Source organism: Rhizobium sp. 25PS6, from assembly GCF_032464655.1.
GTDB lineage: Bacteria > Pseudomonadota > Alphaproteobacteria > Rhizobiales > Rhizobiaceae > Rhizobium > Rhizobium laguerreae.
In genome coordinates this window covers 245,328-257,854 of sequence record NZ_JAWDIV010000004.1, presented here as the reverse complement: position 1 = coordinate 257,854, position 12,527 = coordinate 245,328, and the positions used below count along the sequence as shown (strand labels likewise).

Below are 12,527 nucleotides of genomic sequence, written 5' to 3'. Positions count from 1 at the left end.
GACGCATGGGGGAGTAGCGGCTGTGGCTTTTCAAGCGGATTTTCAGCGGGACGGCATCGGGTTACGCTCCGGCGGGCTCAAGATACTTCTGGTTGAAGATTCCCGGATGTTTTCCGCCGTGCTCTGTCACCGGTTCCAGACGGAGCTCGGCCTTGCCGTCAAATCCTGCCCGTCGCTGAAGGCTCTTCGCAAAGAACTTGCCGACGACGCTCACGGCTACACCATGGCCGTCGTCGATCTCAACCTGCCGGATTCGCCCTATGGCGAAGCGCTCGACTGCACGATCGAGCACGATATCCCGGCGATCGTCTTCACCGCGACATTCGATCTCAACACGCGCAACAAGATCATGGAGCGCAATGTCATCGATTACGTGTTGAAGGACAATGAATTCGCGCTCGACAATCTGGTTGCCACCGTCCGGCGGGCGATCTCCAACCGCAAGACGCGGGTGCTCGTCGTCGACGATGTCGTCTCGGCGCGCCAGGTGCTCGTCGACCTCCTGAAGGCACAACAATATCTCGTCGTCGAGGCAAATTCTGGGCTCGAGGCGCTGGCAGCGCTCGAGGCCTATAGCGATATCGAGCTCGTCGTCACCGATCACCACATGCCCGATATGAGCGGCTACGAGCTGACGCGGCGCATCCGCCATCGTTTCGGTTCAGACAGGCTGCGCGTCATCGGCGTTTCCTCCTCCAACGACCGGATGCTTTCGGCGAGCTTCCTCAAGGCCGGCGCCAGCGATTTCGTCTACCGGCCCTTCGTCGCCGAGGAGCTGCAATGCCGCATCGCCAACAATGCCGAAACGCTGGCGCAGATGCGGCAGCTGAGGGCAGCGGCGGCCTGCGACTACCTGACTGGCCTCTATAACCGCCGCTACTTCTACGACAACGGCCCGAAGCTGGTGAACGAATGCCTGCGGCTGAAGGTGCCGAGCTCCGTCGCCATTCTCGATATCGACCATTTCAAGCGGTTGAACGATACCTATGGCCACGAGATCGGCGACAAGGTGTTGAAGGCTGTCGCAAACAGGCTGTTCACGATCTTCGAGGGCAGCGACAATCTTCTCTCGCGGCTCGGGGGCGAGGAATTCGCCATCCTCTTCCCGCAGATGGATTCGGCAGCCGCGACCAAGCTCTGTGACGAGATCCGCTCGGACATTTCGCGGCTGAAGGTCACGGCCGACGACGAGGAACTCGGCGTCACGATTTCGATCGGCATCGCCGAAATCGCCGGTTACGAGACCTTCGAGAATTACCTGAACGCCGCCGACCAGTTTCTCTACATGGCCAAACACAGGGGCCGCAACCAGGTCTACTCCGACGCCAGGATGACGGAAGAGGCGGCGCAATAGCGGGCGCCTAATCTCAGTTCGCTTCTCTCGAAAACGCGAGCTGAAATGCGCCTGCGTGGGCGGTGCCGGTGGCGTTCCGTTGGGCCTTGTTTCCAAAAAACCTGTTGACGATGGCGATGGCAGTATGGGGATCGGTCAGGTCCCTGTTGTGAACCAGACGTTGCAGTCAGATTCCAGCGCGTCGCCGTGGAACAAATGCCTGAACCGCAGGTTCAGTAGATTCAACCGAAAAACGGAGGCGCGCGAGCGGCTGTAGCTGTACGCTCGTCGAGCCCAGCCAACGCGGCGCCGTCAGCATTTTCGCCATCCCATGAAGCCGGTGTCCCTTGGCCGCGAGACGGCGAGAAATGAACGAGCGACAGGCGGAACTTCCGCGCATTCTCGTGGGGTTTGGATGCGCTTGCGGCGAGACTGTGAAAGGAAAAGTCAATGCGAATCCTAGCTGCATTGATCTTTGCGATGGTCGCATTTTCGAGTTCAAACGCTAATGGACAGGCAAATGAACAACCGTCTACCGACTCGGAACGTTGCACTGCATCGCCTGCAGATCAGAACAATCAGTCGGCAACCGGGGACGCCGGGAAGGCGGCCACGGACGGTTCGCTGTCGCAAAAGATGGACGATTGCCACGGTGTCCTGAAGCCGCCCCCGACCGGGGATAGCGAATTCAGCCAGCCCGCGCCTGAGGAAGGGAAGACACCGGTCATTCGGCCTGACAATCTACCCGGGCAGCAACAACCGAAGTGACGATTTTTGCCGCGGGACCGTTACTTGGCCCATCTGGCCGCGGCTGCGACGGCCTTTCTCAATGTCTCACGCGGCGACCGCCTGCCTTGCCGTCGCCATGGTCATCTTGCGCTCGGCGCGCTCCTGCTGCGGCGAGCGGTGGTAGAGTTCGCGATAACACTTGGAGAAATGCGAGGCCGAGACGAAGCCGCAGGCGACGGCGACTTCCACGACCGGCATGGAGGACTGTACCAGCAGGTGGCGTGCGCGGTCGAGCCGGATTTCCAGATAGTAGCGAGCCGGCGAGCGGCCCATCTCCTGGCGGAACAGCCGTTCGATCTGGCGGCGCGAGAGGCCGGCGCCGTCGGCGATCTCGATCAGCGACAGCGGCTCGGCAAGATTACCTTCCATCAGCTCGATGATCGACAGCACCTTGGCATTCTGCACGCCGAGACGGGCGCGCAAAGGCAGACGCTGGCGGTCGTGTGGGTTGCGCACGCGGTCGGTCAGGTGCTGCTCGCAGATGCGGTTGACAAGGCTTTCGCCAAAGTCCTCGCCGACGAGGTTCAGCATCATGTCGAGCGAGGCGGTGCCGCCGGCGCAGGTATAGAGATTGCCGTCGATCTCGTAGAGATCGGCATAGACCTCCGCCTGCGGGAAGGCTTCCGAAAAGCCGGGCAGGTTTTCCCAGTGGATGGCGCAGCGCTTGCCGTTCAGGAGGCCGGCCTGGGCAAGCACATGCGCACCCGTACAGAGGCTGCCGACGGCGACACCGCGATTGTAGCATTCACGCAGCCAGGCATTGACCGACTTGTTGTTGAACTGCTCGACATCGATGCCGGAACAGACGAGCACCATGCCCGGCCGGTTTTCACCGCCGAGATGGCGCCGCTCCTCGGCAAGCGAGGAATTTGCCTCGACGCCGATGCCGCAGGAGGAATAGACTTTTTCCCCGTCGACGGAGGTCAGCCGCCAGGTATAGGCCTGATAGCCGAGCATGCGATTGGCGATGCGCAAGGTGTCCACGGCGGCCGAAAAGGGCAGCATGGTGAATTGCGGTACCATAAAAAAGACTACCGAACGCTTCTTGATCTGCATCCTGTTCATAGCGAAATCCATGCTCGAGGGGCGATGACACATTCGTTGCGCGGAATGCGTCGCGCCGATGTCCTGAAAGCGACACTGGCATGGAAAAATGCGGCCGGGAAGAGCAAATATGCGACATCGCCGGCGATTTGGCCGGTCAAATCGCCGGAATGGCCGCGGGCAGGGAGAAGACAGGCTGATAGGCGACTGAAATTCAATGTTGAAAATGGCTTAGGAATGGACGCTCAGTTCACGAAAAAGGCGGCGTTGCACGAGGCAGGCGCCGCCCTTATCTTGGGAAGAATGTCGCATTCATTACATGGTCCGGTGTTTGTTGTCGTCCGTGCTCGGCCAGCCGATGTCTTTGCGAATGTCGAAGGGCATGGCTTCGATTTCGCGGGCCGTCTGCCAGCGCGTCCAGGCGAGCACAAGCTTACGGGCATAATGTGCCAGGTCGAAGCGGCTTTCACTGGAGGTGAGGGACTTACCACCACCGCGATAGGTGAGCGTGGTCATTTTCCGGTTCCTTTCTTGGGTCAGGGGCATGGTCGTCAATGGGAGGTTCGTCCATGTCCATGATCCTAATATGGGCTTTGAAAACTCATCATTCAAACGAATAGAACTTATGGATAACATCAGAGATATTGAATGATCGTGGCCTCCGCTGGGGTTGTCAGCGAACCTTAATCTTCAGGCTTTTCCAGGGACGGCGGCAAAGCGCTTCGGCATAGTTAGCAACGCCGCGATCGACTGGGTGCGGACGCTTCCGCGAGACGGGACAACGTGACCCCGGCAAGCGGAAGACCGTGGCATCACAGTCATGCAACGTCGATCACGACCTTACCCGCGGCACGTCCAGTTCGAAGCGCACCAGGAGCTTCGAGGCGCCAGTCGCTTTTAAAAGCGATACGCGGAACTGCGGTCTTCTTGGGAGTCGAAAGCGAAGAAGACCGCGCCCATGGCCGCCGGGAGACGCCGATCGCCAGCAGGCGTTCCTGCAGCCCTTCAGCGCGTCGTCTCGACCGCGCGAACATCCGCTCGGCGAAAAGTCCGGCCGCCGTCAGCCTAGGGGAGACGACGAACACCGGCAGCTTTCCCTGGGACAAGGCGTCCGCCCTCGTGCCAGAAGCTGCCGCCGTGAACTCGCCGGGAATCCTTGGGATTGCCTGAACGACGCCATCGATCCGTCTCCTCGTGGCAACCTCCCATGTCGCCAGACCGGCGTCCACTTCCTGGGCGGCTATCGACGGCGGGCCGGGCGCTTTCTTCAACCATGACCGAACCTCCGGATCCTGCAGCAGCCGCACGAGATCGTCGACCGTCTGGGATCGTGGAGCCTCCTGAGCGTGAGCAACGGCGCACATCGTGAGAGCCAGAAAAAGCCCGGCGATCCATTTCATACCCTTGTCCTTACGGCTATTTTCGGCTGCGAAGACCGGTCTCCAGTCCGACTTCAGGTCGACGTCCGGCCAGTTGCGGCGCTCCGGCTCGCGGAGCGCCTTGTCGACCCTGCTATCGGCGTTCAGCGCCTTCTACGAAACCCGCTTCACGCCGGGCGGCTGCCACGTTCCTTTCCCAGCGGGCAGGATCGAAGGCGCTTCCGTCTTCGGCCAGTACAGGCGCATCACGAGATAGATCGTACCGTCCGGGGCCGGAAGCCAGTTGGCTTCCTTGTCCGCACCGGGGCTGTCTTTCTGGATATATAGGGTGAGCGAGCCGTCCTCGTTCTTCTTCATCCCCGGCAACATCGGAGAGTTGATGAGGTAGCGATTGATTGGGTTCTTGACGAGGAACTGGCTCTTGCCGTCGTACATGGTCACGGACCAGAACGAATGCACTGGCGGCAACTGGCCCGGCGGGAAGGTGATCGTGTACTTGTGCTTGCTGCCGTCGAGCGGTTTTCCGCTCGCATCTGTTCGGGTGAAAGGGTACATGGCCTCTGCCGCATCGTTGCCATAGAGGCCTGCCTTGGCAGCGCCTGAACGCATCAACCAATCGCCGTTGAAGAAGGCCTCGTCGCCAAGAAGCGAGCTGACGTTCCAGCCGTTGATGGGCTTGTTTCCGCTGGCCAGCCACTTATCGATCTTGTCGTCGCCCTGCTTCATGCCGACCAGCATTTCGGCCTTGTGTTCGAGCGGCAGATCCTTGAACTCGAAGGTCTTGCCAGGACCGATGCCGATCCTTGCAAGCTTCGCACGGATGTCCTTGTCCCTTGACGTCTCCGGTACGAACTGCAGAGCCAAGTCGAGATATTCGAAGAAATTCTTCTTGATGCCGGCAGTGGTGGCGGGAAGGAACTCGATCGTCGGTGCGGCGGGCGGGGCGGGTTGCTTGAGGAAGGCCGAAAGCGGTTGCGCCTTGTAGCCGGTCTGCACCTTTTCCACGTTCGCCATATCTTCGGCGTCGATAAGCTGCGTCCGGAAGTTGGCGAATACGAACGGGGTGCTCGAGGTGAAGACCTGCTTGATGCCGTCGGGCTTCTCGCCTTTCCAGTCGGGTCCGACAACGAGATAGGAGCCCGGCTCGCTTCCCGTGGTGCGCGAGCCGATATAGCCGAAATTGTAGGTGTTGCCGTCGATGAGCTGGACCGAGTAATAGCGTTCCTTCTCGACCGTCGGCACCGAGATGACCATCGGTTCAGCACGCAAGTCCAGCCAGAGGATCGAGTAGGGCGTGTCGCTGTTCGGCGTGATGACTGCCGTGTCCGCCGGGCTGGCGACCTGATGCATGTTGTTGATCTCGTTGAACGGCGCCTTGAACTGTCCGGAGTTCCTATCGACAGCGAACTCCTGCATGACCGCATAATTCATCACCAGCGGCAGGCCGTAGATGAAGCCCTCTTCGGCGATGTCCTTTGCTTCCAGCAGGCTGGGCCATTCGGCCTTGTTCTGCGCAAGTACCGGGGTGGACTTGGCCGTTGCGGCGACGAGTGCGGCCATCGCAGCACAGCGGAGCAGATCGCGTTTGGTAAGCATTTGAACGTCCTTTCGGTTCGCGGCGTGCGATCGGGCACGCGAAGGTGGCAGGCGAAGGTCATGCGGCCGCGGACGTCAATCGAACAGAGCCGACTTGCTCCTGACCATGAGGGGGTTATGCGACTATTTAGGGAACAGGAACGTCAGCCCGACCCGGACGCCGAGGCCTTCGGGCTCATCGTCCGGAGCCGCCGCCCAGTATCGAAGTCCGGCCGTCAGGCTGATCGGCTGCTCGTTCACCTTGACCAGCTTGGAGACGGTCAGATTGATCGGCACCGACCAATCGTGCGCCTTCCAGTCGTATGTGGATTCCGTGTTCAGCGCGAACGTCCATGCCGTCGGTGTCGTGTAAGAGAGAAAGGGCTGCAGGAACGTGCTGCTGATGTCGTTGCGATCCCCATTGCCGGCGAACGACCAGATGTGGTTGGCCAGCACGCCATAGGTCCAGGGGCCGTCCTGCTTCAGCGCAACAATCGTCGGCCCTGCGCCCCATTTCTCGCCGCCGAGCAGATCGTCGGTCGCGGTCGGGATCAGGAAGACAGGTCCCGCGCCCCAGACGAGGCCGCCATCGGTCGGCTTGGCAGGCGATAGGAAGAAACTCTGAACGACGTCCCCGAGACCGAACTGCGATCCGGATGACCCGGCGATGTCGTTCTGATAGGTCACGGGAAGGATCGTGCGAGAGATCAGATTCCAGTCGGCGTTCAGCGAGAAGGGGATCACGGGCTGCATGTTCAGGGTCGCCTTGTCGCCATCAAGGGGTCCATAGCCATGGTCATAGTTCAACTGAAAGGGGACGCTGATGAGCGAGGCGATCGGGTTCGAAAGCTTCTTGGCGAGATCGGCGCTGGAATCCTGACCGTAGGCCGGCGTCCCCAAGCCGAGGGTCGCGGCGACGGCGAGCGTCAGGGATCTCTTCAGCGGCAGGGTGCGGGTCGGTGCGGTCTTGACCATTGGGCTCTGTCTCCATCCGATGCCCAGGCTGGCGGTGAGCCAGCCTGGGGTCATGCGCCGGAAGAATGAAGGAACGAGCAGGAAGAGGAAACGTATGTTACTGTAGCGTACGGCCTTCACGGGCCGTATGAGGCGTCGGAGACCCTGAACTCGGCTTCGATATCCGTCGCGCTTGGCACTGGCAGCCCAGCCCGCCGAAGCGCTACGATCATGCGCATGCTGTCCTTCTGCGACAGGTTTCTCTTCCGGTTCTCGGCCACGATGTTGGGCAGATAGTCGGGGCGCATTTTCATGAACACCTCGCCCTCGCGCTTCGCTTCCGCTAACAGCCCGGCCTCGGAGTAGATGACCGCCGCAACGCCATGGAAGAGCGGAAATTTCTGCAGGTCGGCTTTACGGATCAGACGCACCGCCACTTCATGATCGTCGAGCATGCAGGCGATCAGGCCGCGCGTACCGAAGTAATATCCGGCTCCGCCTGGATTGAGCTCGATCGCACGATCCAGCAGTTCCGCGCCGCGCTTCCATTGCCCCGAGAACGCGACGCGCGTTCCGAGTTCCCCGAGAAACTCCGTGTCGTTCGGGTTGGCGGCGAGCGCCGCTTCGCCGACTTCGAAGGCCTCTTTCGTCTCGTTGTTGAAGAATAGAGCCGTCATGAGCGCCTGCAGGGCGCGCGTGTTGTCGGGTTCGAGCGAGACCGCCCGCCGTGCCGAACCCAGCGCTCGCTCCATCGCGGGACCCTTGTTACTCTGTGGATTGAACTCGAACCGGCCCTCGTCGAGATGGATGAACGAGAGCATCGACCAAGCGGTCGCGTAGCTGGGGAAACGCGCGACAGCGTTCTGAAGACAGTCGCGCGCGATCAGATGCGTTTCCGGGTTCAGCTCCTCGCGGTAGGCGTAGAAGCGCAGCGTGCAGTCATGGACGCCGACATCGTCCGGCGGCGGGTTGGCCGCCAACGATTTCGCGATGATGCCGTAAGGCTGGGCGATCGCCGTCGCCACCTTGCTCGCGACATCCGTCTGAATAACGAAGAGCTCGTGCGTGTCCAGGTTCTCGTCGTAGTGCTGCGACCACAGGATGGATCCTTCGGAGGTGTCGACGAGACGCACGGTCACGCGGATCTTGTCGCCCGCGACGCGGACCCCGCCCGCGAGAAGGTAGTGCGCGCCAAGTCCCTCGCGCACCCGCGACGGCTCGACGCCTGGAGGCAGTGCCTTCGATGTCTCGCGGCCGAAGACGGTGATCTCCTTGAAGCGGGGAAGGGCGGTTAGAAGCTCCTCGGTCAGCCCGGCGGCATAACGTGCAGCCTGGGGGCCGTCGCCAAGGTCCTCGAAAGGTGCGATTACAAGGGTCGGCTCGCCCGGAACCTGCCCGGCGGAACGACCGGTGGCCGGCCCCGTCAGAACTCCCGCGTAGTAGCCAAGCCCCGCGCAGACGAACGCCACGAGCGCGGCCAGCATGGGCCAGGCGCGTCGCCGCCACGCGAAAACACGGGGCTCGACGACGTCTTCGATCGGCGCATCCCCGGCCGCTTTTGTCGGCGCGTAGTTCCACGTAAAGGCCGGCACGTAGCCGCCCTTAGGGATGTCGATGCGGATCGGATCGCGTTGGCCTGCAACGAGATAGTAGCGTTCGATGACCCGGCGAAGACGTCCGGCCTCGATGCGAACGACGGGATCTTCCTGAGAGAAGCCCGCGCTTCGGTTGAACACTTCGATGGCGATCGAATACGCCTTGAGACGCTGTGCCCGGCCTGCAAGCGTCTCCTCGGTGACATATTTCAGGAAGGCAGCGCCACGTCCGGCGTTGGGAAACTCGCGGCTCGACAGTATCCGTTCAAGCTGCGCCCTGACCTCCTCATGGGTCGGACAGGGGCGCTCGGCCTGATCGTCAGGCAAAGGCACCGAGGTCTGCATTGCATCATCCCCCTCGTCACACAGATGCGCGACAGTTAAAGCTTGTATTAAAATCCCCTTATGCAACCTAACCCCCGAAGAGCCCTTCGTCTACCTGAAAGAAGTTTCAAGGCGGGTCACCTATGGGCCTGGCAGCCGGTTGGGGACCATGACGGCGATGAACGGGCATGACGAAGAGCGTGCCAGGCGTCGCCGAACTCAAGCGGGCGCCTCCTGCTATCGTTGCTTCCGGCACGCCGGGTCGGCCGGCGTCGCAGCGCAGTTCTTGACCGCGATCTTCTGCGTGCCGCCGTCTTGCCCGGTCAGACCGCCGACATGATTGGCGTAGTTGCTGCGGGTATCGGCGTCGAGCACGGCGACGGGGGCGGTCAGTACGAGGCCCGCGGCGCTTCCGGCCGCCGCCGCCACATGCGTCGTCCCTGCGAGGATCGTGTCGCCGAGGCCGACCCGGCTGTCGGTCAGCGTCTGCCCTTCGGATAGCCGCGCGCCGATGAGCTGTACGACTTGCGGCGATTCCGCGAACTTGCTGTGATTGAGGTCGTCGCTGACCTTGATTTTGGTCAGATCGATCACCGAGACCTTGTAGTCGGCGAGTTCGGTCTTGTACGGCGCGGTTTCCGGATCGATCGAACCGAGCCGCGGGATGTTGCCCCAGACCCGCCGCGAGAAGGCAAGCGCCTTGTCGTCTTGCGAGACGAAGAGCGTGAACTGCGGATGAGGGTCGCCCATGTCCTCGATCTGAGACCGGAAGACGTCCACGTCGACGTCCGGAGCGGCCAGCATGACATTCTTGAACTTCGACGGAAGGCCGTCATTGCGGATCGCCATCTGCCGGAGCGCTTCCAGCGCCAGCCAGTTGCCCATCGAGTGGGCCAGCACGTTGACTTCCTTCACGGTCGCGTCTTTGGCGAGATACTGGAACAGCGTCTCGAGCGCGTTGCGCGTGTAGTTGGTGCTCTCGCGATCATAGCCGTAGGCGAGCAGGCTGCCGCGCGATGGCCAGGTCACAAGGACCGGCGTGCTGTGGACATTGGAATCGTGGACGATCTGAGCGAAGCGGTAGACGCTATCCTCGAAGCGGTTGTTGAAGCCGTGGATGAAGACCAGCACGCTTTGGTCGCGGTTCCTTTTGACCGAGGCGTTCAGCCAGTCTTTCGCCCCCTCGAGACTGAGCTCGTCGGCCTTAAGCGTGGCGAAGTCGGTCTCCGGATTTGGAGGCAGCTTCCTTGGCCAAGCGACGTCGCCCTCCTTGCGAACCTTGGGCAGTGAAACCCTCATCTGAGCAAAGGACGGCGTCCGGGCGCGCTCGCCCGTAAACATCTCGCCCGGAACAGTCGATCGGGCGCGCGTGGTCGCGACGAGCATGTCGACGCGACTGGTATCCGGCGCGGTGTCCGCAACGGGGGACAGCACGCCCTTCGGATGTCCGCCGCAGCCAGCAAGCACGACCAGCGCGAGGCATGGAAGAAGTCGCCGGATACGACCAGCAGTCAACGAAGCAAACAAGCTCAAGTCCTCTGTTGAAATCGATTCGCCGTGCTCGATGCTCACGGCGATCGCTATCGTGGGCAGACGTCCCAGAAACCCGTTTTCTTGGTGCTATCGGTATAGTACCAGCACATGCCGGACTTCGGCGGCGTTCCGGCGACCGAGGCCGCCGCGGCGCCCGCGACAAAGCCGATGGCAGCCCCAGCCGCGATCGCACCCCCGGCGGGCCAATAGCGGCGAGGATTCACGACGACGACGCCGCGCCTGACGGGCGCGCGAGGGACCACGACGGCGCCGCGATTGCCGACGGCCGCACATCCTCCGGCTCCGCAGCCGGCCACCGCACGGCGCGCTTCGGCCGGGGTCGGAGCGAGCATTGGCGCGGCCACCATCATCAGGATGGCCGCAGCCGTCGCGAGGTCTTGAATGTGCTTGATGAGGTTCATGAGTTCGGTCCTGGTTAAGAGCATAGACGAAACTTCGCCCAGGAAATTCCTGACAGGGCGGACCATGCCTCAATCATCGAGATTCCCTTCGTATGTTACTGTACGTTACGGCCTAGCGACGACGACGGGGAGGGGCACGCCGAGACGGATCGCCTTCGAGAAGTCGGGCGACAATCCATCCGCCCGCGCCCGCACGTCGATCTTGGCAATCTCCCGCAGGCGGTCGAGCGGCATCGACGTGTCGACGGCTCCCCGATCATAGGCGTAGTCGGGAAGATAACCGTTGACGATCAGCCGCCAGTCGAACGGAACCTTGTCGCCTGCGATCCGCATCAGCTTGGCGACGGTCGTCGTGCAGTTCGTCGTGATCGAGTTGTAGAACTGCGGCGTCCGGGCGAGCGCATTGGCCTCGGCGACGTACTCGAGCAGCAGGTTGCGCGCCTGCTCGGGACTGGCTCTGAGCCGGTAAATCTGGACGTCCTCGCCACGCACATTGGAGCGGACGCCGACGACGTCGCGTTCGTCCGCGGCAACGACCACCAGCGGGTCGTTCTTGAAGAGATCGGCAAGGGGAGAAAACCCGCCGCCGACCTTGTGACGCACCTCGATCGACCAGGCGAGCTGTTCGCCGCCTTCGAAGCCGAAGCTGAAGATGACATGCGCGATTTGCGGCCCCGCCCAGTATGACATGAGCAGGTCGACCGTCCTCACCTTGCTTACATCGTAGGTTCGTGTCGTCCAGCGCTCCGTAAAGTCGGAATTGCTTCGCCACTCGAAGTCCCGGACATCGGTCAAGGTCAGCAAATTTCCCTCGGCACGACCCGTGACCTGGCGGGCGACATCCGGCGCCCATGCGGCGTTGGCTTCCGGCTTGATGGAGCTCCACCAGAAGAGAACCAGCGCGAAGACGATCGCGAACGAAAGGAGGGCTCTGATGCGCTGCCGGCTGGCAAGCGCCGCCACAGTGAAGAGACCGTAGACGAGGAAGACGCCAGTGCCGATCGCCCGCCCGCCATCAGGCAGGGGTAGGCGATACCATAGGGCGAGGGAACTCCAGGCTGTCAAAGCCGTCACGATAACGGCGACCGGGAGGATGAGGACGAACGCCATCGGTCGAGGCATGTTGTTCCTTTTCTGTAGCCCCCGTGCCGCCACGACGGCGAGATCGCGGCTTTATCGGGCGGCTGGGAATGGAACGACCTTGGCAAAGTCCAGCATGGTGTGGATTTCCGCGGCGAGGCCGTCCATGAGTTCCAGCGCCTCGGCATAACGTGCATCCCGCTCCGGAGCCGTAGACGACTTCCAGTCCCGCACGAGCTGGTCGGCGATGGAAAAGTCGTTGCACAGTTCCCGGAAGCTTTCACTGCGGGAGGCAAGCGCTTCGATCTCCAGCGTCTGCTCGGGAAACCTGCGCTTGGCAAACTCCGTGTCGTATTCCATTGCATCGGCTCCCGCCAGGCGACGCGGGGGGCGCACATCGCGTCGTCGTCGTGAAGATGACACAGAACCGGGCTGGCACCATGTAGGTTACAGTAACACACCGTGAGTTTCTTGCGGTCGGCAGAGCATGTGTGGTCCA

11 protein-coding genes and 1 pseudogene are annotated in these 12,527 nt (G+C 61.9%); 2 read left to right on the top strand and 10 right to left on the bottom strand.

The window, feature by feature from the left end:
- Positions 1-22 precede the first annotated feature (22 nt).
- Together RWK44_RS07895 and RWK44_RS35040 are read left to right on the top strand one after the other, a co-directional pair.
- A complete protein-coding gene (locus RWK44_RS07895) occupies positions 23-1,354 on the top strand; it encodes a diguanylate cyclase (RefSeq protein ID WP_017960878.1) in 1,332 nt (443 codons plus the stop codon).
- Between the two features lie 31 nt (positions 1,355-1,385).
- Positions 1,386-1,506 (top strand): annotated as a pseudogene (locus tag RWK44_RS35040) (glutaredoxin); the annotation flags it as partial.
- 661 nt (positions 1,507-2,167) lie between these two features.
- On the opposite strand, the gene RWK44_RS07890 reads toward RWK44_RS35040, so the two are convergent.
- The 10 genes from RWK44_RS07890 to RWK44_RS07845 form a co-directional block, all read right to left on the bottom strand.
- On the bottom strand, positions 2,168-3,187 hold the full coding sequence (locus tag RWK44_RS07890; RefSeq protein ID WP_003540607.1) for a GlxA family transcriptional regulator: 1,020 nt from the start codon (positions 3,185-3,187) through the stop codon (positions 2,168-2,170).
- A gap of 294 nt (positions 3,188-3,481) precedes the next feature.
- Entirely contained in the window at positions 3,482-3,682 is a 201-nt protein-coding gene (locus tag RWK44_RS07885; RefSeq protein ID WP_026157393.1) for a hypothetical protein, read from the bottom strand.
- Positions 3,683-3,984: 302 nt separating this feature from the next.
- The gene (locus RWK44_RS07880; protein ID WP_316028633.1) at positions 3,985-4,566 is read right to left on the bottom strand and encodes a hypothetical protein; all 582 of its coding nucleotides are present in this window, start codon (positions 4,564-4,566) and stop codon (positions 3,985-3,987) included.
- A gap of 132 nt (positions 4,567-4,698) precedes the next feature.
- Positions 4,699-6,141, bottom strand: coding sequence for a DUF1254 domain-containing protein (locus tag RWK44_RS07875; protein WP_131663564.1), 1,443 nt, complete (start codon positions 6,139-6,141; stop codon positions 4,699-4,701).
- A 123-nt stretch (positions 6,142-6,264) separates the two neighbouring features.
- Positions 6,265-7,095 (bottom strand): transporter, encoded by an 831-nt coding sequence (locus RWK44_RS07870; protein ID WP_316028632.1) that lies wholly within the window; start codon positions 7,093-7,095, stop codon positions 6,265-6,267.
- 116 nt (positions 7,096-7,211) lie between these two features.
- Positions 7,212-9,014 (bottom strand): adenylate cyclase, encoded by a 1,803-nt coding sequence (locus RWK44_RS07865; protein WP_316028631.1) that lies wholly within the window; start codon positions 9,012-9,014, stop codon positions 7,212-7,214.
- Positions 9,015-9,230: 216 nt separating this feature from the next.
- Entirely contained in the window at positions 9,231-10,508 is a 1,278-nt protein-coding gene (locus RWK44_RS07860; protein WP_168285081.1) for an alpha/beta hydrolase, read from the bottom strand.
- A gap of 65 nt (positions 10,509-10,573) precedes the next feature.
- Positions 10,574-10,948, bottom strand: a complete 375-nt coding sequence (locus tag RWK44_RS07855; protein ID WP_131663772.1) for a hypothetical protein — start codon at positions 10,946-10,948, stop codon at positions 10,574-10,576.
- 105 nt (positions 10,949-11,053) lie between these two features.
- Positions 11,054-12,070 carry an Lnb N-terminal periplasmic domain-containing protein gene (locus tag RWK44_RS07850; RefSeq protein ID WP_316028630.1) on the bottom strand — a complete coding sequence of 339 codons (1,017 nt, stop codon included), beginning with the start codon at positions 12,068-12,070 and terminating at the stop codon, positions 11,054-11,056.
- A gap of 51 nt (positions 12,071-12,121) precedes the next feature.
- A complete protein-coding gene (locus RWK44_RS07845) occupies positions 12,122-12,388 on the bottom strand; it encodes a hypothetical protein (protein WP_026158814.1) in 267 nt (88 codons plus the stop codon).
- Between the last annotated feature and the right edge of the window lie 139 nt (positions 12,389-12,527).